A 24118-nucleotide genomic window follows, 5' to 3' on the forward strand; every position below is an offset into this window, starting at 1 on the left:
TGGTTCGACAGTATCAAGGTTAAACGGTTTTGAGATTAATGGAGGTTGTATTTTTTAGGCGTTGTTTGAGATGTATTGCCTTAAGTCTTCCTCCCAGTTACGGCTTTGAAATCCTGTAGAGTGTAGTTTATCTAGACTCATATCACTATTGAGCGGTCGTGGCGCAACTCCAGGCTTGTTGGCAAAATATTCTGCGGTAGTTGTATTAGAAACGATTAAGTCTTTATGATTAGATAATTCAAATATTTTTCTAGTAATGTCTGCCCAAGAAGCGAGTGGTCCGTCATTCGTTGCATTGTAAGTTCCGAATGGAGCCTTAGTTGACAATAAATGATCTATAATACGCACTAGCTCACTAGTGAACGTTAAGCGACCTATTTGGTCATTAACAACGGTTGGCGAGATGTTTTTTTCCGCCAATCCTAGCATGGTGCGAACAAAATTTTTGCCTTCACCAATTACCCATGTGGATCGAAGTAGATAGAAGCGGTCTAATTGTTCAACTAATAGATCTCCCGCAGCCTTACTCTGACCATAGACACTAAGCGGACTAAGTGGCTCGTCCTCTGTGTGGGGTTTTTGGGTTCCGTCGAATACGTAATCGCTGGAAATGTGAACCATTGTCATATCATATTTTCGGCATACTCGAGTAAGGTTAGACACCGCAGACGCATTAACCTTCCAAGACGCTACGCGACCTTCTTCGGTTTCTGCTCCATCGACATTAGTAAAGGCAGCAGCGTTAAGTACAATATCAATGTTGGACCAGTCGAAAGACTCAACTGACTCTAAGTCTGTGATATCAAGAGTGTCAATGTCAGCAGATTTGGCGTTAGGATATTGTCTTTGTAGGGCTAATCCTAGTTGTCCGTTAGCACCAATAATGAAAATTTTATTATCGTCCATAATTTTATACCTCCATAGGAATTACATTACTTAATAGTGGATGTGCGGCATCTTTTTCAGAAATAATTGCTTGATCTTTATCAATTGGCCAGTTGATTTTTAGTTCTGGATCAAATAAATTAACAAAAGTATATTTAGTATCCGGGAACCAATGAGCGTCAACTAGATATGTGTAGGCGACATTATCATCAAGTGTTTGATAGCCGTTAGCTACACCCTTAGGAACGAAAATTGCCGTACCCGGATTAATCTCGTGAGTGAAAACTCGGCCGAAGCTATCTCCTTTACGAAGGTCACACCAAGCCCCAAAAACACGCCCATTGGCTGTTGAAATGAATTTGTTCCAAGGCTCAGCATGAAGACCGCGTGTGGCGCCAGTTTTGTCATTGAAGCTGATATTGTTTTGTACGATATTGAACGATGGCAAACCTAAGGCTTCCATTTTTTCTTTTTGATAATTCTCTTTGAACCAGCCGCGATTGTCGCCATGTACGGGTAATTTGATGACAAATAACCCTGGAATTGACGATTCAGTGACTGTAAGTTCATTGTAGTCAGTTGGGTCAAACATAATTATTGTCCTTGTTTTGCATAAGCTGCTTCAACGGCGTCTTTTTGGGCGCGCCACCAGTCTTCGTGTTCGCGATACCAGTTAATAGTTTGCATTAATCCATCGTGCATGCCGGTTTTATTATCTGTGTATTGCGGTTGCCATCCTAACTCGCGGCGTAACTTGCTGGAATCCATTGCGTAGCGCATATCGTGACCTGGACGATCGTTGACATGTTCGTACCAATATTTACCTTTACCCATTAGCTCGCAAATCAATTCAATCACCATCTTATTATTAACGTGATCATTATCCGCGCCAATGATGTAGGTTTCTCCTAGAACGCCTTTTTCTAGGATTAAATGAACCGCTGAGTTATGGTCATCAACATGAATCCAGTCGCGTACTTGTTCGCCGGTACCGTAAAGTTTTGGCTTGATATCACTTAAAATATTGGTAATCTGACGCGGAATAAACTTTTCAATGTGTTGATATGGTCCGTAATTGTTAGAGCAGTTTGAGATAGTTGCTTTAATACCAAAACTACGAATCCAGGCACGAACTAGCATGTCGCTGGAAGCTTTAGTACTAGAGTAGGGGCTGGAAGGTTTGTATGGAGTGTCTTCTGTGAAGCGATTTGGATCATCAAGCTCTAGGTCGCCAAAAACCTCATCAGTTGAGATGTGGTGTAATCTCTTATTGTGTTTTCGAATAGCCTCTAGAATGGTATATGTGCCAATTATATTTGTTTCAACAAATGGCCATGGATTACGTAAAGAATTATCATTGTGACTTTCGGCGGCGAAGTGTACAACTATGTCATTTTCAGCGACTAATTTGTCTATTAATTCGGCGTCACAAATATCGCCTTCTACGAATGTAATTTGGTCAGCTACAGCCTCCAAATTAGCACGATTTCCGGCGTAGGTTAATTTGTCAATAACAGTGACTTCATATTCTGGCTTGTGTTTTACGGTGTAATGCACAAAATTCGAGCCAATGAATCCCGCGCCTCCCGTGACTAGCATCTTTGTCATAAGTATAGTATATCAGGTATAATAGAGAAGTTATAGAGGAGGATATTATGAAAGTTGTAATTGTTAGCGGCTATTTTAATCCATTACACGGTGGGCATTTAGATATGATCGAGGCAGCTGCAAAAATGGGTGATTATTTGATTGTAGTGGTGAATAACGACAAACAGCAATTGCTAAAAAAAGGAAAAATTATCCTTAATGAAGAAAATCGACTCCGTTTAATGCGAGCATTAAAAGGCGTGGATCAGGTGATGCTTTCTATTGATGAGAATCCTCCGGTTACGGAAACCTTAGAAATGATTGCTCGGCAATATCCGGGATGTCAATTGGTGTTTGCAAATGGTGGCGATAGGTCAGCACCGGAAGTTGTTCCAGAGCGTGATGTTTGCGAAAAGTACAACATTGAAATGGTCTATGGAGTTGGCGGCTCAAATAAAGCAGACTCGTCTACTCGAATTAATCAAGCTACCGGACAGGAAAATTAACCTCAACTTTTTCGACCATATTTTTCATATACAGCCAAAGTCTGCTCGGCCATGCGCTGCCATGAAAATATCTTAACGTGTTTCTTGCCTTTTTTAATGAGTTCATTGCGCAATTTGTCGTCAGATAAGATGTCGTCGATTGATTTTGCTATATCCTTGACGCTGAAAGGATCAAAATAGTGAGCAGCATCGCCGTGAGTTTCTGGTAAGCAAGTGGCCGTACTCGAAGCGACTGGCGCGCCGTGTAGCATTGCCTCTAGCCCTGGCAGACCAAATCCTTCACTGAGCGAAGGGAAGCAATAAACTGCCGTATTTTCATACATCCAGCGCAATTGCTCGTCTGATATAAAGCCTGTAAACACAACGTTTTTAATTCCGTGCTCATTTACATATGTCTCGTGGCGAGCGTAATTACTATCTTTTTTACCCGCCAAAGCCAGCGTTAAATCTGGATATTTTTTCTGCAACAAGGCAAACGCGTCAATTAGTCGTCGAAGGTTTTTATGTGGCGTTGGTCTACCGATATACATAATGAATTTTTTACCAATCAACTCATCAACAGGTTCGTTGCCTTTTGGTAATTCATCCGCAGACTCCAAAGTTACAGTAATTTTCTCTGGGTTTACGCCGGTGAATTTAATCAAATCATTTTTTACGAAGTTAGAAATTGTGATGATGTGCGAAGATTTTCTGGCAACTTTTTTATTGACCCATTTGTAAATTTGTTGCTTAATCCAGAAAACGACAGGATTTTTATCTGGATTCCTGAATCTAACAGTAGTCAAATCTTGCATTGTAGTAACAACTGGACTGGAATTATACCAAACAGGCTGCTGAACCATCGCAAAATGAACTAAGTCTGGATGGAGGCTTTCAAGTTGTTTTTTAAAGCCGATTTGCTCAGCGAAAGTGTATTCTTTGTAGGGACAAACGACTTTTTTAAAGCGCGGATTGCTCGGCTGCCAACTATCAAAATCTTTTGGCTTGAGTAAGATAACATAATCGTTTTTATTGTCAATTTTCTGCAAATAATGAATCAGCCGTTCGATGTAGCGACCAGTGCTAGTCCTTAATGTTCGGGCGTCAATTACGATTTTCACGATAATGTTCCTTCCATGATTTATCAACTATATTTTTTATCGCTTTATGGAAAATTGCAGCTGAAAATTCGTTTGCTGTGGCTGAGATTCTTGTTGGTGAAACTTTTTTCCCTGGGAGTTTCTCTAAGGTTTCTATCAGTGAAGAATCTGTTTGCTCAGAAAAGAACCAACCATTTTTCTCAGATTTTATATAATCAAGCGCGCCGCCAGCTTCATATGCAACCACTGGAATACCAGATGCCAACGCTTCGACTGGCGCAATTCCGAAATCTTCGTGTGAACAAAAAATAAACAAATCTGCTTTTTTAATATATTTTTCTCGCGTGGCATTATCAACGAATCCTAAGAAATTAGTATGTTTATCGGCGATATTCTTCAGGCTGTCAACGTCTGGACCTTTTCCGATAATATCTAATTGCCAGCCAAGTTTCTGACAAGCCTTAATAGCGACATCAAGTCGTTTCATCGGCACAATTCGCCCCCAAATCAGACAGCGAGGATTCTTTGGGATGGACGTTTGCTTGCGATTCTTAGCAAGTGGCGAGAAGCTCGATACGTCAATTGGCGGAAAAATAACCGTACTTTTTCGCTGGTAAAACTCTTCAATATCAGCCTGAATTCCCGTAGAGTTGGCGATAAAAACATCAACTTGCTGAGCGGCATTGAAATCTCGTTTTTTCAGTGGTCGGACTAGGATTTTTAAGCCTAGTCGCGCCAGCCATTGTGGGCGAAAACTTGGTCGTTTGATATATTCGTCATAATGTCGCCAATAAAAATGCGTCGGTGTGTGGCAATAGCAAATATGAAGTTGATCTGGTCTGGATTTGCGGACGAATTTTGCCTCGCCATTTCCCGAACTGGAGATAATAATGTCAAATTCACTAAGATCAAGCTTAGCGAACCACCACTGTCTAAGAAGCGGCAGTAATCGTCGAATTTTTGAAAATGGCCATCGTTGTAAATAGCCGGTAACGACTTTGTTGTCTAATCTTTCTCGCCATTCATCGCTGCAAAAAGAAGTGTAAATTGGCGCATCTGGGTATAATTTGTGAATTTCCAAGACGACTTTTTCGGCTCCGCCTCCGTAAATCCAGTCGTGAACTATGACAATTTTTGGCTTACTCATCAATTATCTTTCTGGAAAATAACCAAGCAGGTTTTTAATAAAATCGTGATGTCCAGCCAGAGACTCCAGTTTTGAACATAATATAAGTCAATTCGTCGCCGTTCTTCAAAGCTGATGCTGCGTCGGCCGGATACTACAGCCAGTCCAGTGAGTCCTGATTTGACCGCTAATAAAACGTGTTTTTTGTCGTAGGCGCTTAATTCGTGCGGCACCAGCGCTCGCGGTCCGACCAGGCTGATATCTCCTTTAACGACGTTGAATAACTGCGGTAATTCATCAAGGCTAAATCGACGAATAAATCGACCAACTGGCGTCACGCGAAAATCATGATCAAGTTTGTCGCCGTTTTTACGGTATTCTTCAATTAGTTCGGGCTTACCGACCATTCGAAACACTTCTTCGTCGGTTTTGCCATCAAACTTTGCGTAATGCGAGCGGAATTTGTAGACCTTAAACGGTCGATTGTAGCGAGTGAGGCGTTTTTGCTGTTTGCCGTGCATTAAAATCGGTCCCGCCGGGTCGCTGATTTTTACGGCAATTGCCACCAAAAGCATAATTGGCGAGGTGATGATAATTCCAATTGTCCCACCTACAATGTCCATAATCCGCTTAACAATTCGCCCATAGCCCATTAACGGTGTCGGATGAGTGTGAATTAGCGGCACGGAGTCGATGATATCAATAGTGTGTTTGGTGGTCATAATTCCGTCAAATTCTGGTGCTTGATAAAAATCCAGATAATGTTTCTGGGCAATTTGATAATGTTCGCTAACGTTTTTTGAGTCGGTTTGGATGATGACGTCAATTTTATCCCTGGTGAGCGCCGATTCTAATGACAAGCGTCGAAGCTTTTTTAATTCAATAGGAATGAACTGGGTTTGCGCAACAATTCCGCTAATCTTAAAGCCAGTTAACGGATTAGTCTCTATAAAATCAGCCAAAACGTGAGTTAAATCACAATTGCCAATTAATATAACACGACGCGCACCCAAACCGCGCTTTAATAGCTTCAGGCGAACAATATTGGCAGCGCTGCGGAAAATCATTAGTAAGATGAAGCCAATTACAGTGGCATAACCAGCGACGAGTTTGGCTGGAAATAACGGAGTGTTGGTAAAGAACGTCACAGAAATCATAATCATAATTCCAGTGATTGACGCCAAAAGTATTCGTCCGAAGTTTCGCAATGGGTGCGTGTAAATCTCTCGGTCGTATAAGCCAAAGAAATAGAACATCACGATCCACAACGGCAACGTCATAAAGATGGAAGTGATAAAATCTATAGCATTGATGCTGATATGGAATGGCCTAGGATCTAGGGAAATTCGCAAAATATAGGCAATAGTAAATGCACTCAATAAAGCTAAGATATCAAGGACGACTAGAACAATTTTGAAGTAAAAATCAGACTTTTTCCGCATAATCTCTGGGGTAATTATACAAAAATATGCCGATTATAGCAAAACAATGAATCGTATTTATGAAGCTACCAAAAAACCAGAAATGCACAAACATCGCGATGGTTAGCGATAAGATAAATTGAGCTTTAATTTTACGGATATTTTTTATGGCGAAAAATATGATTATCAATGGGGTAATTAGAAGGGTGAATAGCCCGATGATTCCCATTCCGCTAAGCAATAATATGTAAAAAACGTAGACCGTTTGGTCTGCTGGGACGTTTATATGAAGGTGTTTTTGTATGAAATTTCCAAGGTTGCCGAGTCCGACGCCAAAGAAGAATGTTCGTGGCGATGACAGCCAGGATTTTATAGCTAAGTCACTGGCTCCGAGTCTGTCATTGGTGGAAGCTTCAACGAAACCAGCGGGCTGGAAAGAATTGTTGCTTGATGGAACGTTTTCGGCGGGTTTTGGTGACGGATTTTTGGCGATGGATTTTTGCGGAATCTTAATTTTCCCGAGAGATAATTGATCAACCATACTAACGAAGGTGTTGTGCGCAATGAAAGGTGTATTGGCGTATCTAATGTTGGCTGACGAGAATAATAAGGTGAATCCGAGTAATAATCCAGCGAAGATGATTGGAAGTTTTTTACGCACAAAAGATGCGTCAATTCGTTTTACAAAAGCGATTATAAATAAGGCTGTGATGGCGATAAAAATTGCCAAAAATCCGCCACGGGAAAATGTTAAAGATATGGCAAGAGTCGTGAAAAATAGGCTAAATTTGGCTAGGCGAGATTTTGATTGAAAGAGCGCAAGGAAAAATGCTGGAAGTAGAGAATTGGCGAAGAATTGCGGTTCGGCGGCGAATAAATTGATTCGTGGAAACCCAAAAACTTCGGCTTTACAGCCGGCGCAAAGCGTACCAAATCCTGTTGGCTCAAAAGTGGCGACGATGAGCTGAATAATCGCTAAAATCCCAAAAACCAGCCCGCTCCATAATCCGACGTTGATGAGTTTACGTTTTTCTGGTTTTGACAATTCGCTGTAAATTAAGCTAGCGGATAATCCGACGGAGAGTAAGAATAATAGCGATAACGAATATAACGCGGTGCGCAGGCGCGCTTCTGCGAAAAATACGCCGATGACGATGGCGATAAAAATTGCCAAAAATCCGCCGATTAGCCATCGGTTTTTCAATAATTCTTGGCGTTTTTTAAGTAGTAATGGCAAAGAAAATAACAGTAGGCTTACGGCAGCGATCTGATATAATCCTACGCGCAGTGACGGGAAATCCAGAATTGATAAGCTGACACTGGGATGCAGGGCGAAGCCGCCGCCAAAAATAATAATAGCCAGAAGCCAGAATCGAACGTCGTTAATGTATTTTTTTGCCATATTTTAAGTATAGCGTATGGTGTATACTTTAGATATGAAACTGACGAAAAAGCAAAAAATAATGTTGGATTTTATCGATGGATTTATAAAGGGAAATGGCTATAGTCCGACGCTTCGGGAAATTATGCGCGCCTTGGGCTATAAATCGGTGTCGACGGTAGCAAAACACGTTGATAATTTGGTGGCTGCTGGATTTTTAGAGAAGCAGGACGGCGAAGTTAGGTCTTTGACGCTGAGTAGTGAGAAAAAAGAAGTTTGGTGGCAAAATTTAGCGAAAGAAATTAAGAAGAGAGAAGCCGAGGACGACGAAAAATCACGCTCGGAAGTGGAGATTTTAAAAAAAGCATTGGAAATTGTCCGTCAGTAACTTTACAACTATTCAAAAACTCGCTATAATACAAGACATATTCCGGCATAGCTCAGTGGTAGAGCGGTTGGCTGTTAACCAATAGGTCGCTGGTTCGAGCCCAGCTGCCGGAGCCAAATCGAATTTTAAGACTTCAACAAGTATAGTTGAGGTCTTTTTTTATTGTTTTTGCAGTTATATATTCCTAATAACGCGGAATAGGTGAGATAATAATGATTATGAATAACACTTATTGTGATGGTATGTGGGCTAGATTTCTTTCTAGCCAATGTTTACGGGATGATTTTAAGAGCGGCCCAAAGAGTAGTGACTTAAAGGATATTTTTAACTTTGCTAGCAGTTCGACGGAGAGCGCTGAAGATTTTGAGCGGCGATTTCCAGTGATTGCGCATATTGATCTTTATGGACATACCGCTGTAGACGGCTACTCATATATTCGGCTGGTAGAAAATGAATTGCCAGAGATACGAAAGTTGGCGGAAGAGGGACGAGAGACTGACATTGTTAAGCAGATAGATGATTTGATGAGGTTTATAGAACTAGGTGTCAATAATGTAGATGGCGATGTGATTTTATTGGTTTTTGATGGTATGTAAAACAATAAAAACCAACTTCCCAATAAAAAATTACCACCTCATCACGGGGTGGTAATTTTATGTAGCCATAGGTTAGCGTAGAATGAATAGTCCTGCGGCAACTAATGCCAGGGTGGCGATAACACCTAAGAAGGCATTAAATCCTGTGTTTGCGAGTAGTCCGCTTACAGCATTCTGAGGCTTATTAACTGGATTATGAGCGGCAGCTGACGGATTTCCAGGCTGTGGCTGCGGCTGAGGTTGTGGCTGCGGCTGTGGCTGCGGCTGAGGCTGTGGTTGACCCGCCCTAGGGATCGCTGATGTGTCAATAGCTAGAGTGCCACTGAACGTAGCTGAAATTGCTCCGATTGTTACGCTTCTGGTCCAAGGAGCATTCAGGATAGGAGATGCTCCGCTGGCTGGTAGTGATAGTAGCTGAATATTTCCAGGAGTTGCTGTGTCGTTGACGACTTCCGCTGAGTTGGTTACAGAAACCGTGTTTCCTACCAAATCCTTCAGCGGTGAAGCGAATGATTTGTCGTTAGGCTTAACACTAACTCGCTGATTTTCAAGACGTAGGGAAGTCAGGGATGTTAATCCAGCTAGCGGACTTATATCGGCGAAGCAGTTATTTCTTAAGGATAGAATTTTTAGAGAAGTTAGACCAGATAGTGGGCTTAGGTCTGAGATATAGTTGTTGTTTAACAACAAGTTCTGAAGATTCTTAGCAGCTTCTATTCCGGTTAGGTCGTAAATGTTTGAGTAACTTAGGTTAAGATCTGTCAATCTTTCCAACTCTACGTCAGTAATTTTTTGATCGTCTTTACGATTAGTGCTAAATACTGTTGACAGTCTGTCATTAAGCAACTTGCGCAGTTGTGTGTCCTTGACTTCAACCTCTTTGGGTTTTCGCATCTCGTACACGCGGACGTAGTCGACTGACATAGTTGCCGGGAAGCCCTCTCCATTTGCAGCTCCTACTGAGTTGATAGGATCATCCCATGGTGAATCAATGTAATTGCCGCCAATGGCTAGGTTTAGTCGCAAGAAGAAGTTCTGATCAAAGGGTCCATTAGGACTTCCTGTGGAGTTTGAATTCTTAAATTCGGTAATTGTGTGATGCCATTCTCCGTCAATGAAGTATTCAAGTTTGCCTTCAGTCCATTTCACGCCGTATGTATGCCACTCCGTAGTGTCATTATTAGTGCCGAACTTACTTGATGGAATAACTCCTTGGCGATTTCTGTGACTTCCAGTTTGACCGGTCGGCGTATTCTTGTCTCGCCAGTGTGCGTCAGATGCAGCGAATTGGTGATTAGAGCCTTTTGTCTCTACGATGTCGATCTCACCCCAATCAGGCCAACCAGCACTGTACGGAGAGTTATTAGGACTCATCCAAAAACCAGGCCAAGTACTCTTGTTCTTTGGCATTTTTATGCGAGCCTCGATGTAGCCATATTTAAAATATGCCTTATTTTTCGTCTGTACGAATCCGGAAGTGAAGTTACCAGTTTTAGTGTTACCGCCAGTACAGGTTGCTCCTGGTTTGTATAGTCCAATTAGATTTAAGCTGCCGCCACTGACATTAATGTTCTCATCTGATCTCGTGTAGCAGCTTCGAACTTGTTGACCTTCGTCTCCCCATCCGCCATTAAGAGCTGTCCATTTGGTCCCATCTAGTGAATTTCCGTCAAATTCGTCACGCCAAACAGGTTCTGGATTCCAGTTTTCACTATCTGTTGGCGGATATGGACTTCCTGCACCTTTGGCGTTGTCCATTGGCAGGGTAAATAACGCACCACCAACAACAACACCAACAGCCACTACCGCAGTTACTATTTTAACTTTTGTATTTAAAAAACGTCTTTTTATTAACATTTTTTGTTTTCTCCCAAATATTTTTTATCCATCGCTAGTGTAACAATAAGCGGAATAAAAGTAAAGAATATTATGTAGCTATTTTAACAACAGAGCTGTGGAAACGCTGAATACTGAGGTTTTAAGCTGAAATAAAAAAATTGCCACCCCGTAATGAGATGACAATTTTTCTGTAAACGCCTAAGCTAATTAGCGATTAATCGTTAGATTTATTGACTTTAGAGATTTGATGTTGGAAACTGCTCTTAGGTCGAAGACAGAGTTGTTCTTAAGAGATAAAGTCTTAAGGTTTTTAGCCGCCTCTAAGCCTGTTAAATCGTGAATCTTTTCTGCTTCTGATGCGTCGTCGGCTGCATCCAGGTTAAGATCTGTCAATTTTTCCAACTCTACGTCAGTAATTTTTTGATCGTCTTTACGATTAGTGCTAAGTACTGTTGACAATTTTTTATTAAGTTGAGCGCGCAAGTTATTGTCTGGTACATTAACTTCTTTAGCTGTTCGTCTTTCGTATACGCGAACGTAATCGATTGACATAGTTGCTGGGAATGACTCTGGATATTTAGCTAGGGCATTGTAGGCGTTTGACCATTTACTGCCTTTACCATCAATGTAGTCACCGCCGATTGCCAAGTTAAGACGCAAGAAGAATGGCTTGTCGAATGGGCCGTAAGGTGTGTTTGCTGCGTTTGGCTGACCGAATCCGTTGACAGTGTGGAATTTCACGCCATCAATGTAATATTCCAATTTTCCTTCAGTCCATTTTACGCCGTAAGTGTGCCACTGAGTAGTATCTTTGAATCCAGCTGGCAAATCTCTACCTTGGGCATGTTTTTTATTGTATGTTGAAAGTCCCCAGTGAGCGTCTGCTGCCGCGTAATCTAAGTTAGAACCTTTAGTTTCTACGATGTCAATTTCACCACTGCGAGGCCAACTGCCGTATGTAGGCTTATTAGGGCTCATCCAAAAACCAGGCCAAGTACTCTTATTGTCTGGCATTTTTATACGCGCCTCGATGTAGCCGTAAGTCCAAAATTTTTTGCCTTTCGTTTCTACGAATCCAGAGGTGAAGTTGCCGCTTTTTTCATTTCCTTTGCAACGCGCGCCAGGCTTATATAGCCCTACTAAGTTTAGGCTGCCGTTTTTAACATTCACATTCTCTTCGCTCCTACTATAGCAGCTTTGGACGTTATTAGCGCTCCATCCGCTGCCGTATATATTCCAAGAATCTTTATCTAACGATGTGCCATTAAACTCATCACGCCAAATAGGTTCTGTGTTCCAGTGGGTACTATCATTTAATGGATAATCATCGCTGACGACACCCTTAGCTTGTCCAGTCGGCAAGGTAAGTAGCGACCCGCCAATGAATAGTCCAGCGGCTATTACTCCAGTTAATATTTTAACTTTTGTATTTAAAAAGCGTTTTCTTATTAACATACACCTCCTTAGATTTAAGTATAAAAATCCATTATAACAATAAGTGCAATAAAAGCAAAAGCGAAACAGATAAAGTATATAGTTTTTTGTTGTATTTTATACAATTATGCTTGTAAAAAATATTTAGCGATGATATTGTGAATGCGTAAACTAAATTAAAAATACAAACATGTATGGGGGGGAAACAAAAATGGGTGTTTCTTATACTAAATTAGCCAGTATTGTGGCTGTGGCTGCTGTCGTTGGGGCGGTGGTATTCCACCAGCCAGTTAATGCTGCGCCAGCTACATTTACCTGGACGGGCGCAACTGGTGATAGTAAAATGTCAACCGCTGGTAACTGGAAAGAAGGTTCAGTGCCAACACAAGGTTCTAAGCTGGTATTTAAGTGTGTTGATGGTCCTAATGAAAATATTCAGAACGATTTAGCAGTAGTTCCGTCAGGACTAGAGGTTAAAAAGCTGGACAGTCTTCCTGCTAATAAGTCGTGCGCCAAATATACTATTAATACGATGCAATTTACGCCAGATGCTGAATTTACTGGCGACCAGACTAGTGCTGACAATAAAGACCGTCGTAAAATACCGTTTGTTAGTATTAACACCGTCATTGGCTTGTCAAACATGAAATCGAATGGATTTAATGGTGAATTTAAGAACAAACCGACAATAAACCGTTTTGAGTTTGCTAATACTGGATGTAATGAGATAGCTGAGAGTCTAAGAGCTGCAGAAAAAATTGTCGGAGAAAATGCTAGTGTGAAGCCAGAGGGCGCTAATAGTATCTTGGTTAAAAATAAAGGTCAGTTAGAGATTGATGAGGATAACAATGAAACAAGCGCCAGTAAAATTACTTTTGAAAATGGTGCAATGATTTCTCATGGGGTACATTGTCAACCCTCTGGTAGTACTGGTGGCAACTTGCTGGTCATCACGACTGTTCTGTCTGGTGATATTGTACTTAACGGTGATGTTGAATATAAGCTAGAGTCAATGAATGATGTAAAGATCACAGGAAAACTTAGCGGCCCTGGTAAGTTAATTGCTCATAAAGATAATAAAGGTGTTGTGTTGGTTGAGTCTTCAAACAATACCAGCGGCACTCCGAATGGTCGGTACGGTAATGTCCATGGGCCTAAATTAATAAAATTAGACGATAACAAACCTGATGATTATATACTTATTAAAAGAGGTGAAGCAGTTTTACTAAATGGTATTCGTCATGAGGTAGATATTCTTGAAGGCGGTATGCTCAGCGGTAACGCTACTTTGAACTATCTTCTTTTTGTAGGAGGTGTTGTTTCTCCAGGTAACAACTCACCAGGTAAAATTACTACAGACAGTCTCAATTTTGGTAATTCCGGTGTTTATAAGGTGAAAATTCTAGATAAAGATCATTATGACCAGATTGTTGCAGACCTAGGCGTCATACTAGATGGTGGTAGTTTAGACTTAACATACTTAGAGGGCTGTGTCATTAAGAAGGGTGATACCTTTACGATCATTGATAATAAAGGCACTGGCCCTGTTACCGGATCGCTAGCGGGAATGGGGGGAACGTTTAAGGACTTACCGGAAGGTGCGGAAATAACTGTAAGTGGCGTAACCTTTAAGATTAGTTATGTTGGCGGTGACGGTAATGATATTGTACTGACAGCACTGAATGATTCACCAGCTCCAAAATCCTCAAAAACTCCAAAAGCTCCAAACACAGGTGGTGAAAAATTGGCTGTTAACTTGATTGGCGCTATAGCTGGAGTAGCTTCAGCGGTGGCATTGCTGATTGTAGCAAAGCGAAAAAGCTTTAATAAGAAATAAAATAAACCAAAATTAAAAGCGGACAGACACGTCGTAAGTAGTTCGGTGCAGGGCGTGTCTGTTTACCGCAGTAAAAACAGACAATGATACAAAGAGAACGAAAAATTAATCGCAGTTTGCAGACGCCATTAAGAGCGAGGGGGCGAGTGACTATACCTCGGCGTGGATTGGCAAGTGATGTTGTCGCTAATACTGTCAGTAATGTGAATGCGAAGAACATTGTTGACGTTGTGCGCCCTTCCGCACCAGTCAAGGTGAGGCAGACCCAGCAATCCAAGGTGAGACCGACCCAGCAATATGCGAAAAAACCAATAAATCATGCACGAATTAATAAAAGATTAGCTCGTTCGGCTCGTTTGTTAATTATTTGTAAAAAATCAATAGCTAACGGCTGTCGTGATGATAAAAGAAAGCGCACCAAGCGGTATTTACAAAATATTTTAGGTAGCAACTTTTGTAAAAAAGTACCTAGTTTTGCGGCTTCTGCTCTTTTGATAATCTCGATATATTCGTTTGCTGACTCCTGGCTGCTTAATAATCGAATAAAAAACGCTATAAATGCGACGCCGGTAGCTGCACGTAGCGATAATCTGGATGATCGAAAAAATAGTGAAGGCAAGGACGAGACCAAAGTGTCTGATGATGCTATTGCCAAATATAAGGTTGCTGCAGATTTGCCGCGAGTCATTACCATTGAGAAGTTGGGGGTTAAGGCTAGGGTTTTGCAGATGAACGTCAATTCGGATGGCTCAATGCAGTCTCCTATAAATATTTTTGATGCAGGATGGTACACTGGTAGCGTTAAGCCAGGTCAGCCAGGGGCATCCATTATTGTCGGACATGCGTCGGGTACAACTTTGGGCGGAGTTTTTAATAAGCTAGAGACTTTGAATGCCGGTGATACGATTAGTGTCGAGCGTGGCGACGGTAAAATACTGCGTTATCAGGTAATAAAAAAACAAACAGTTAAATTATCCGATGTGGATATGAATAGTTTTATTCGGCCAGCTGATGGTGTATCTGAGGGTCTGAATTTGATGACATGTGCAGGAGAATGGATAAAAAATTCTCAAACTCGTAATAGCCGAGTAATGATATTCACCAAGCGGATTTAAGCTGTCTGATGCTATAATTTATACATGGAAACATTGCCAGATCGCGATAAATTATTAACCAACAGAGCCTTGCAATGTACGGCGACGGAGCTAAACGTTGATTCATCTGAATTGCGGATCACGCCAGTAAGTGGCGGCTTTTCGCTTAATCGCCGAGCGTTAGTGTCGTCTGGTGGTCGAACGATTTTTGTTAAAGAAGTTGATGCTAATTTATTGTCGGATGAGGGCGAACGGGAATTAGGCTGGCTAAAAAAAGATTATGCAGTAACGCGTTTGTTGCAGAAAACTTATCCGCAATATGTTGCTGATTGGACTGAATTGGCTGATGATGGTTACGTGTTGATGACGAGCAGTTACGCTTCGTCAGATGGGTGGTTGTGGCAACCTCCGACGGATAACTCTGTCGCGGAACGTTATATTTCGACGGTGATAACCGCGGTTTGCGAGTTGGAAAAAATAAAATTGCCGCAGGAGCTGATTGAAGAACTGCAATTACAACCGTTTGTGGCAAGAGAGCTTGGCTTAGATGATGGGATTGATCAAATTATTGCTGACGCTGATATTCGTCGTCGGTTGATTGATAATTATCAAAAACTATTGCCAAATCAGTTGGAGATTAATCAGCGGCGTTGTCAGGCTATAATTGAGCTGTTAGAAAAGCGCGATGAGTTGATTGATATTTCGGTGCGCGCTAAAGAATTTGCCAAGCAGACGGAAGATTGCTTTAATCATTCGGATGTTCGTAGTGATAATTTGGCATTTAATCCGCAAACTGGTGAGTTGAAGTTGGTTGACTGGAACTGGGCTTCCTATGCGTCCCAGGGATCTGGTGCGACAGAATTTCTGGTTGATATGGCGCGCCATGGTCATGACGTAACGCCGTGGCTAGGTGAGTTGAACGTGGAAATGCTGGCGTCATTTGTCGGATTTTATCTTATTCGCAGTCTCAAACCGCCGCTTAAGCCGGGTGATAATCTTCGTCAAATGCAGGCGTTATCAGCGGCTGCTGCTTATGATTTACTGCAATCTGTGTAAAGAAATCATAAATGTAAATAATACAATGTACTTTCATTGACAGACGCTATATATCGCGTGTATATTCAATATTAAGCACTACATATGGTGTTTTAGAAAATAAATAACGTTTTTTGCAACACGTACCCACTGGAGAGGTTGGGCTAGTTTGCTATTTTTATAAACAAGGAGGGGGAATGTATAAATCAATTAAAAAACGCGACGGTCGAACTGCTAAATTTGATCGGAAAAAAATTGAAAAAGCAATTGAAAAAGCAGGACTGGAAACTGGTGAATTTGACGCCGCTCAAGCAGTTGAATTGACCGACAAGGTTTTGGGTGTTTTAGAAACTCGTAATCAAAAGCGTCTACCAAGCGTTGAGGATATTCAGGACATTGTTGAGGATGCGTTGATTGACTCTAAGTTTAAGAAGACTGCAAAGGCGTACATTATTTACCGCGATCAGCATAAAAAATTGCGCGAAATTACCTCTAATGCACACGTTGATTTGATTGATAAATATCTGGAAAATTTGGACTGGAAAGTTAATGAAAACTCTAATATGGGCTACAGTCTTCAGGGTTTGAATAACTATGTTTCAGCAGAAATTACGAAGACTTACTGGCTGGATAAAATTTATACATCGAAAATTGGGCAGGCTCATAAAGAAGGCGACTTGCATATTCACGACCTTAACTTGCTAAGCGTTTATTGTGTTGGTTGGGACTTGACTGACTTATTGCAAGAAGGATTTACTGGTGTTGCTGGTAAGGTTGCCTCTAAGCCAGCTAAGCATTTCCGATCAGCGCTTGGTCAAGTTGTAAACTTCTTTTATACATTACAGGGCGAAGCGGCTGGTGCGCAGGCTTTCTCTGATTTTGATACGCTATTAGCGCCGTTTATTCGTGCCGACAAATTGAGCTACGAGGAAGTAAAACAGGCTATTCAAGAATTCGTCTTTAATGTCAACGTACCGACTCGTGTTGGTTTTCAGACGCCGTTTACCAACATTACGCTTGACCTTGAATGTCCAAAGCATATGGCAGATAATCCAGTGATTATTGGTGGCGAGATGCAGGACACGACTTATGGCGAATATCAAGAAGAAATGAATATGCTAAACAAGGCGCTGCTGGAGGTTCTTTCTGAGGGCGACGCTAATGGTCGAGTCTTTACGTTCCCGATCCCAACGGTTAATATCACCAAGGATTTCAATTGGGATAATCCAGTGATTGAAAGTTTGTGGGAAGCTAGCGCTAAATACGGCATTCCGTACTTCTCAAACTTCATCAATTCTGATATGGATCCAGAAGATGCGCGTTCGATGTGCTGTCGATTGCGTATTGATAATCGTCAATTGGAATATCGTGGCGGTGGCTTGTTCGGCTCAAATCCAATGACCGGTTCGGTCGGTGTAGTAACGATAAACTTGCCACGACTGGCTCTAAAATCTAAGAGCGAAAAAGAATTCTTTAAGGGGTTGGCTGAACTTATGGATATGGCAAAGGACAGTTTGGAAACCAAGCGTAAAGTTTTGGAGCGATTGACCGACGCTAATTTGTATCCGTACACCAAGTTTTATTTGCGAAACATTAAACAGCGTTTCAATCAATATTGGAAGAATCATTTTTCGACCATCGGTTTGATTGGCACGAACGAGGCGGCGCTTAATTTACTAGGCGTTGATATTGGCACGGAAAAAGGTAAAGCTTTTGCTGAGAAAACGCTTGATTTTATGCGCGATCGTTTGGTGGAATATCAGAAGGAAACTGGCAATAATTACAACCTTGAGGCAACGCCAGCTGAAGGCACGACGTATCGATTGGCACAACTTGATAAAGCCAGCTTCCCAGATCGAGCGCATTTTGCTAATGGAATTGGTGCGGAAGTTAAATGTCCGTTTTATACCAACTCTAGCCACTTGCCAGTTAATTACACGGACGATTTGTTTGAGTTGATGGATCTTCAGGACAATTTGCAAACCAAGTACACGGGCGGCACGGTGATCCACTTCTTCTTAGGTGAGCGTATGGACGATCCGCAAACTTTGAAAAAATTGGTGAAAACGATTTGCGAAAATTACAAATTGCCATACTTTACGTTCAGCCCAAGCTTCTCAATTTGTAAGAATCACGGCTATATTGTTGGTGAGCATCCAGAATGTCCAAAGTGTGGTGAAGCGACTGAAGTTTACTCGCGTGTGGTTGGTTTCTTGCGTCCAGTTTCTCAATGGAATAAGGGCAAGCAAGCGGAATTTGAAATGAGGGAACATTATGACAATGCCGCCGAACACCAGCGACTTAGCGCCGTCGCGGCAGCTTAAGGTGTCAATTGGTGGAATTCAGAAGCTGTCGCTTGTGGATTATCCAGGGCATGTGGCGGCAGCTCTGTTTCTCTCTGGTTGCAATATGCGCTGCGGTTATTGTCATAATCCTGAATTGGTATTACCTGAACGGTTGGCGCCGAGCCTTCCAGTTGATGAAGTGATGATATTTCTAAAATCGCGAGTTGGTCGACTGGACGGCGTGGTGATTTCTGGCGGTGAACCAACGGTAAATGAAGATTTACCGGAATTATGTCGGATGATTAAGAAACTTGGTTTTGATATTAAATTGGATACCAACGGCACGCATCCAGATATAGTTCGCGGAATGGTCGAAGAAGGGCTGATTGACTTTATTGCGATGGATGTAAAAGGTCCGCTGGAAAAATATGTTGAAATTGCAGCGCGACCAATTGATTTGGAAGCGATTAAGGAGAATGTTCGGTTGATGATTGATTCGGGAATTGATCACGAATTCCGTACGACAATTGTCCGCGAGCAATTGGAAGTTAGCGATTTTGAGAAGATTGGCGAGCTGGTTAAGGGCGCGAAGAGATTTGCCTTGCAGCATTTTCGCACTGGCACGACAATTAGTCCAAAGTTTGCGAATTACCACACTTTTACTGACGAAGAATTTAGAGAAGCTCAGAAAATAATGGAAAGGTACGTTGGAGAATGCGTGATTCATTAGAGGTTGAAATTGTGCGCGTCCGTCAGGAAAATCCTGAGGTGAAGACGTTATATTTTGCGCGACCGTTCGACTTTACCGCCGGACAATATATTACGGTTTTTATTGATGGCAGTAGCGTGCGTGAGGGGAAGGCTTATAGTATTTCTTCTACTCCTGACGATGAGCTAATGTCAATTACTGTGAAGAATGTTGGCGGTGAATTTTCTAGCTATTTATGTTCACGGAATGTTGGCGATAAATTGCAGATTAGCCACGCTTACGGCGATTTTAATCCGCAAACAGAAAGTCCTTTAGTCGGAATTGCTGCGGGTTGTGGGCTTAGTCCAATTTGGAGCGTTATGGCAAGCTCTAGCCAGCCGACGTTTTTATATTTTAGCCAAAAATCGCCAGAATATATGGTTTTTGGAAATGAGCTAGCGGCGTCAAATATTAAAGTGAAGAAGTTCAGTACTCGCCAGCAGATTGAGGAAAAAGATGGTTGGTTTAACGGTCGATTTAATGTAGAAAAAATTGTTCACGAAACACCAGAAGATGCGCATTTTTTGGTCTGTGGAAGTTTGCCGTTTGTTAGAGATGTTTGGCAAAAATTATCCGCCGCCGGTGTAAGTGAATTGAAAATTTCAACGGAGACGTTTTTTGAGCAATGAACGAAAGTTTGGCGGATGGAGCGGGCGATTTTAATGTTTTCTCGGCGTTGAATGGCGATGTTAATTTTCAGGATCTATCTTCAGAAATTGATGACGATGCGACTGAATTAAATTTGGTAGAAGCGGTTGCTAGCGGCGAGAAAATTGATACGTCATTTGCCGAAGAAAATGAAGCGGAAATATCAGAAGAATGTTTGGACGCTGAAAGACGATCAGAAATTTGCCAAAACGTAGCCAGTGCAGCGTGTGACAGTTGCGCTGCGGCGGGAACTTGCTCAATACTAAGAATGCGAAATTTTGCGGAAGAGAATTTGCGTCTGGCAGCAAAAGAGCCAGAGAGTTATTTGTCTGACTTAATGAATGATGATTGTGATTTTGTTGTTGCTGGATATGTCAGTGCTGATAATGAAGAGAAGGCATCCGAGTCGATTGAAAAAGATAGTCCATCAGAAAATGAAAAACCTGAATCCGTACCAGAAAAACCCGCGGTTAAGTCGGAAGTGAGCGATGATGATACGTCGATACGCGTGTCGGCGGAAAATAATGAAGTGAACAAATCGACGGATGATGAATGTTTGGACGGTAAAAGTGCGTCGTCGGAAAATATTCCAAGCGCGAAAATAACCAAAGAAAACACCCAGCCTAAAATCAACGAAGAGCCGGGCGAGACTGAGGTGGCTAGTCAAATTAACTTGATGGACTCGGAAGACGTCGATGAAAAAGTAGATGTTTATAAAGAAGATATGTCTTCTGAGAATCAAGTTCCGGCTGTTGATAAAGAGGATGAATTGCCGAGAGAATTACCTATAAAGAAAGATATCTATGTAGGGGATGAAAATAATATAAACTCTGCACCGATTTTGGAAGATTCTGCTCCGAAGGAAGGTTTGGCTGAGAAAGTTATTTCTAACGAGGCAAACTCCTCGCCTGCGCGTGATTTTGTTCAAGTCAATAATAAAATTGATGTGGCGATGAATGACAATAATAATGCGCCAATTGAGACGGGGTTGAGTGATGAGACTGTATATGAAAGTGTTGAATCTGTTGAGTCGATAGAGAACAAGGAGAATTCGCCAATTTTACCGCGACGTAATTTTGAAGAGCGTAAAGTATGTTTCGAAGATTCGGAGAATGTTGCTACGTTTGAGATTTTTGATGATCGTGCGGCTGTGAGCAAAACGGATAATGCGGTGGATGATTTGGGTGATTGCATAGAATTGAGCGAAGAAGCTACGCGTGAATCGGATGATTTGGGTGATCGTGTAGAGTTGGATGAAGAAGGTGTGTGTGAATTGGAAGAATTGCCGACCAGCAAGCCTGAAGTAATAGGACAATTTATTCCCGATGATGAAATTAGTCAGAATAATATTGTCGATGAGGCTGTAAAAAAAGTTGCAGAAAAAGCTGAATTGCCTGAAGAATGCGGTGAATCGATTGTTGCAGATAATTGCGATGAGGTAAAATGCTCTGTAAAAATTGAAGAATCGAGCGATTGTTGTGATGATGCCAACAATACAAATATATCTGGCGTTTATTCGGGACTTTGGGTTGATGATAGCCCGTTGAATCCGGAAGATGATAAGACTTCGAATATTAGTTATAATTCTAGTGTACTTTATCAGCTGATAGCATTAGTTGGTTCGTTGGCGGTTAGAATTGTTATCAAGAAACAAGAAGAATTGTGCAAATAGATATATAATAAGCGTATGAATGATAAAGACTCTAGTTTTCAAAATATAATAAGCATCTTAGGTTTGGTCGCTGCATTTATAGCGGCTATGGTTCCTTTATTTAGCCAATCGGAGCTGAGTAAATATTTTATTAGCACATCTTTTGTTGCGCCAATAACTATACTTACCATCATAATAGGAATTCCTCTGTCGTGGAACATCATAGAGAACCATAAAATAATTATGATTCCTGTAAAAAAGAGAGGCTCCGTGTATCCTTGGTATGTAAAAACACATCATATTGTATGGGCATTGATTGTGTTAGCTACCATCTTGCTTATATTATTTTTTGTTGCACGAGAATTACAATGGCAACCTTATGTCCAATACATTGCATATCCAGTATTTTTCTTAAGTATCTTTGCTACTTTTTCTTTACTGCTTGCTTCAGCTATGGGGCGTTTAGAATATGAGAATGGAAAAATTATGGTGCCGTATAAAATACTAAAGACGCTAGAAGCTAATGGGTTAATTAATCCAAAAATAAAAGTTATTGAGAATATTAAAATTGACGATGACGAATATATTAGAAGCAATTTCGGTATATCTAGCGATTTTACGGGGGTAAGATTGGTTACGGTTGAGGTTGATTCTCGTAAGATTTCGGCTATATTTACGGGAGATCTATCTCAACTATTACGCAAGCTTGAACCATCTAGTGATAGTCATAGAGAGAACAATTAATAAGTTACAGAAATAAGAATTGTCTTAATTATGAAAATCTCCGTACATATTAAACCAAACTCTCGTCATCGTGAGGAAGTTGTGAAAAATGACGATGACACATTGACGGTTTACATCAAAGCTCCAGCAATTGAAGGTCGAGCCAACGCGGCGGCTATTAAATTATTGGCAAAACATTTTAAGGTTGCATTGTCCAAAGTTAAATTAGTACGCGGTGCAACTTCAAAGTATAAGATATTTGAGATTGATTAAGTTTACGGATAAACGGCGCCCGGTGTCATATCGCCGATTAAATTTTGTACCGTTACGAATGAATAGCCTTGTTGTTTGAGTGAGTCAAGAATGCAAGGAACAGCATTCACGGATGTCGGATGAATATCGTGCATTAAAATCACAGCTCCGTTGCGAGCGCCAGCGACAGCCCTTGAACAGACAATTTCGCTATTACGATCAGCCCAGTCGCGCGTATCGACAGACCAAACAACTGCCGACATTCCGCGCTGACGGAACTGCTCCAAAACTGCCCGATTGAACGCGCCGTACGGTGGACGTATGATGTTAGGTTTGATGCCGACGGCTTGTTTTATAGCGTTATTTGTTTGGTCAATTTCGCTAGCGAGTTGCTCCGCTGAAACCTTATTTAACTCTGGATGTGACCAAGAGTGATTGCCTAATTGATGTCCGCGCGACTGCATACGACGTAACGTGTTGGCGCGTACTGAAACTTTGCTGCCGATTAGGAAAAATGTCGCCTTGGCGTCGTACTTATCCAATACGTCCAACAGTTTTTCGGTGTATGGTCCAGGTCCGTCATCAAAAGTTAAGGCAATTGTTTTATTTGCGACGGTAGGCGTTGGAGCTGTGGGCGCTGGTTTTGGTTTTTCTGCAGGTTTGGGAATGTTGGCGAATTTTCTTGCCGTTGGGTTTTGCAGATATTTAGAGACGGAGGAAATTGGTACGGTAATTGTCAATTCACCGTAAGATGATGGCAGCAGCGACGCCTGACCGAGTGGCCAAGCCAATGAATTGCCGTTATTAGTGATGATGAAATTAGACAAAGCTTCCTTATTTATAATTTCATTCAGGTCAATTTCTGGCTGCTGGCGTTGCTTGATGATCTGAGAAATATTATCTTTGGCAGCGGAGATGATTGCTTCGGCGGCTTCATCGGACTGTTCTGTAAAATCAGCTAAGCCGACAACTTCGCCAGATTTTTTGTCGAAAGTCCAAAATTGCGTCATTGATGCTGGATGCGCGCCATTCATATCCTGCTTAATATTGACGACAATTGACAGCGCTTCTGAAGTGTTGTGCGTGACTTGATAGCTAATTGTTTCGGTCATTGGCTTATCAAAAACTGTTGCCAGTAAAACCGTATTCTGAAAATCGCGATCAATTTTATCAATCGACTCGCTAATTAAGCGATTAATCTTTTCATTTTCCGTGATCGGATATTCAATTGAAATTTTTTCCCGTTTATTATCTCTGGTGACAAATTTTGAGCGAATGCCAGAATATTTCGAATCGGCAAAATAATACTTTTCATCAGATGGTGCAGTCGTTTGTCGCGAGTGTGATTGGTTGAGAAAATATATCCCAAATAGCCCTGCCGAAAATAGCAATATCAAAAACGGTATGATAATAAATAGTTTTTTCGATTTTGGTTTTGCTTTTTTTCTCTGAATGCGCATACTATAAGTATAGCACTAGTATTTTGGTTTTGTTATTATTGATGATAAGTAGAGACTAGCTTGATCAAAAATTACAACAGAGAGGAATTTACGGAGTGGAACTTGAGCCAATTATAAAAGTCGATAAACTCGTTAAGACTTAT

General features: G+C 41.4%; 20 protein-coding genes, 1 tRNA gene and 1 pseudogene. 13 read left to right on the top strand and 9 right to left on the bottom strand.

Annotation, left to right across the window (positions count from 1 at the left end; all coding sequences use genetic code 11):
* Nucleotides 1-54: 54 nt before the first annotated feature.
* Nucleotides 55-1477: pseudogene (locus LRM42_RS03990) on the bottom strand (sugar nucleotide-binding protein).
* Between the two features lie 2 nt (nt 1478-1479).
* Nucleotides 1480-2493: a dTDP-glucose 4,6-dehydratase gene (rfbB, locus tag LRM42_RS03125; RefSeq protein ID WP_243816709.1), complete on the bottom strand. Its 1014-nt coding sequence runs from the start codon at nt 2491-2493 to the stop codon at nt 1480-1482.
* A gap of 47 nt (nt 2494-2540) precedes the next feature.
* Between rfbB and LRM42_RS03130 the strand changes: the two genes are divergently transcribed.
* Nucleotides 2541-2978: an adenylyltransferase/cytidyltransferase family protein gene (locus tag LRM42_RS03130; protein WP_243816710.1), complete on the top strand. Its 438-nt coding sequence runs from the start codon at nt 2541-2543 to the stop codon at nt 2976-2978.
* Between the two features lie 2 nt (nt 2979-2980).
* Here LRM42_RS03130 and LRM42_RS03135 read toward each other — a convergent pair whose 3' ends face one another.
* The 4 genes from LRM42_RS03135 to LRM42_RS03150 are packed head-to-tail and all read right to left on the bottom strand — an operon-like array spanning nt 2981 to nt 8006.
* Entirely contained in the window at nt 2981-4078 is a 1098-nt protein-coding gene (locus tag LRM42_RS03135; RefSeq protein WP_243816711.1) for a glycosyltransferase family 4 protein, read from the bottom strand.
* Nucleotides 4062-5204: a glycosyltransferase gene (locus LRM42_RS03140; RefSeq protein ID WP_243816712.1), complete on the bottom strand. Its 1143-nt coding sequence runs from the start codon at nt 5202-5204 to the stop codon at nt 4062-4064. The genes LRM42_RS03135 and LRM42_RS03140 overlap by 17 nt, the downstream gene beginning before the upstream one ends.
* Nucleotides 5204-6625 carry a sugar transferase gene (locus LRM42_RS03145; RefSeq protein ID WP_243816713.1) on the bottom strand — a complete coding sequence of 474 codons (1422 nt, stop codon included), beginning with the start codon at nt 6623-6625 and terminating at the stop codon, nt 5204-5206. The genes LRM42_RS03140 and LRM42_RS03145 overlap by 1 nt, the downstream gene beginning before the upstream one ends.
* On the bottom strand, nt 6609-8006 hold the full coding sequence (locus LRM42_RS03150; RefSeq protein ID WP_243816714.1) for an O-antigen ligase family protein: 1398 nt from the start codon (nt 8004-8006) through the stop codon (nt 6609-6611). The genes LRM42_RS03145 and LRM42_RS03150 overlap by 17 nt, the downstream gene beginning before the upstream one ends.
* 34 nt (nt 8007-8040) lie before the next feature.
* On the opposite strand from LRM42_RS03150, the gene LRM42_RS03155 reads away from it, so the two are divergent.
* The 3 genes from LRM42_RS03155 (at nt 8041) to LRM42_RS03165 (ending at nt 8969) form a co-directional block, all read left to right on the top strand.
* Nucleotides 8041-8373: a LexA family protein gene (locus LRM42_RS03155; RefSeq protein ID WP_146424139.1), complete on the top strand. Its 333-nt coding sequence runs from the start codon at nt 8041-8043 to the stop codon at nt 8371-8373.
* Between the two features lie 41 nt (nt 8374-8414).
* Nucleotides 8415-8489, top strand: a tRNA-Asn gene (locus LRM42_RS03160).
* Between the two features lie 102 nt (nt 8490-8591).
* Nucleotides 8592-8969, top strand: coding sequence for a hypothetical protein (locus tag LRM42_RS03165; RefSeq protein WP_243816715.1), 378 nt, complete (start codon nt 8592-8594; stop codon nt 8967-8969).
* Nucleotides 8970-9041: 72 nt separating this feature from the next.
* Here the strand turns inward: LRM42_RS03165 and LRM42_RS03170 are convergent, their stop codons facing one another.
* Nucleotides 9042-10826, bottom strand: coding sequence for a family 16 glycosylhydrolase (locus LRM42_RS03170; protein WP_243816716.1), 1785 nt, complete (start codon nt 10824-10826; stop codon nt 9042-9044).
* A gap of 189 nt (nt 10827-11015) precedes the next feature.
* Nucleotides 11016-12263 carry a glycoside hydrolase family 16 protein gene (locus LRM42_RS03175; RefSeq protein ID WP_243816717.1) on the bottom strand — a complete coding sequence of 416 codons (1248 nt, stop codon included), beginning with the start codon at nt 12261-12263 and terminating at the stop codon, nt 11016-11018.
* 190 nt (nt 12264-12453) lie between these two features.
* Here LRM42_RS03175 and LRM42_RS03180 point away from each other — a divergent pair, with 190 nt between their 5' ends.
* The 9 genes from LRM42_RS03180 (at nt 12454) to LRM42_RS03220 (ending at nt 22536) form a co-directional block, all read left to right on the top strand.
* Nucleotides 12454-14079, top strand: coding sequence for a hypothetical protein (locus LRM42_RS03180; RefSeq protein WP_243816718.1), 1626 nt, complete (start codon nt 12454-12456; stop codon nt 14077-14079).
* An 83-nt stretch (nt 14080-14162) separates the two neighbouring features.
* The gene (locus tag LRM42_RS03185; protein ID WP_243816719.1) at nt 14163-15194 is read left to right on the top strand and encodes a class F sortase; all 1032 of its coding nucleotides are present in this window, start codon (nt 14163-14165) and stop codon (nt 15192-15194) included.
* Nucleotides 15195-15218: 24 nt separating this feature from the next.
* On the top strand, nt 15219-16229 hold the full coding sequence (locus tag LRM42_RS03190; protein ID WP_243816720.1) for a hypothetical protein: 1011 nt from the start codon (nt 15219-15221) through the stop codon (nt 16227-16229).
* A gap of 176 nt (nt 16230-16405) precedes the next feature.
* Nucleotides 16406-18532 carry a ribonucleoside triphosphate reductase gene (locus LRM42_RS03195; protein WP_243816721.1) on the top strand — a complete coding sequence of 709 codons (2127 nt, stop codon included), beginning with the start codon at nt 16406-16408 and terminating at the stop codon, nt 18530-18532.
* Complete coding sequence (locus LRM42_RS03200) at nt 18483-19223, top strand: anaerobic ribonucleoside-triphosphate reductase activating protein (protein ID WP_129631838.1); 741 nt, start codon at nt 18483-18485, stop codon at nt 19221-19223. Before LRM42_RS03195 ends, LRM42_RS03200 begins: the two co-directional genes overlap by 50 nt.
* Entirely contained in the window at nt 19208-19870 is a 663-nt protein-coding gene (locus tag LRM42_RS03205; protein ID WP_243816722.1) for a ferredoxin--NADP reductase, read from the top strand. Before LRM42_RS03200 ends, LRM42_RS03205 begins: the two co-directional genes overlap by 16 nt.
* Nucleotides 19867-21561, top strand: coding sequence for a hypothetical protein (locus LRM42_RS03210; protein WP_243816723.1), 1695 nt, complete (start codon nt 19867-19869; stop codon nt 21559-21561). The genes LRM42_RS03205 and LRM42_RS03210 overlap by 4 nt, the downstream gene beginning before the upstream one ends.
* 15 nt (nt 21562-21576) lie before the next feature.
* Nucleotides 21577-22284 carry a hypothetical protein gene (locus LRM42_RS03215; RefSeq protein WP_243816724.1) on the top strand — a complete coding sequence of 236 codons (708 nt, stop codon included), beginning with the start codon at nt 21577-21579 and terminating at the stop codon, nt 22282-22284.
* Between the two features lie 30 nt (nt 22285-22314).
* Nucleotides 22315-22536: a DUF167 domain-containing protein gene (locus tag LRM42_RS03220; protein ID WP_243816725.1), complete on the top strand. Its 222-nt coding sequence runs from the start codon at nt 22315-22317 to the stop codon at nt 22534-22536.
* 2 nt (nt 22537-22538) lie between these two features.
* Here LRM42_RS03220 and LRM42_RS03225 read toward each other — a convergent pair whose 3' ends face one another.
* The gene (locus tag LRM42_RS03225; RefSeq protein ID WP_243816726.1) at nt 22539-23975 is read right to left on the bottom strand and encodes a polysaccharide deacetylase family protein; all 1437 of its coding nucleotides are present in this window, start codon (nt 23973-23975) and stop codon (nt 22539-22541) included.
* Nucleotides 23976-24118: the final 143 nt, after the last annotated feature.

Source organism: Candidatus Nanosynbacter sp. TM7-075, assembly GCF_022828255.1.
Taxonomy (GTDB): Bacteria; Patescibacteriota; Saccharimonadia; order Saccharimonadales; family Saccharimonadaceae; genus Nanosynbacter.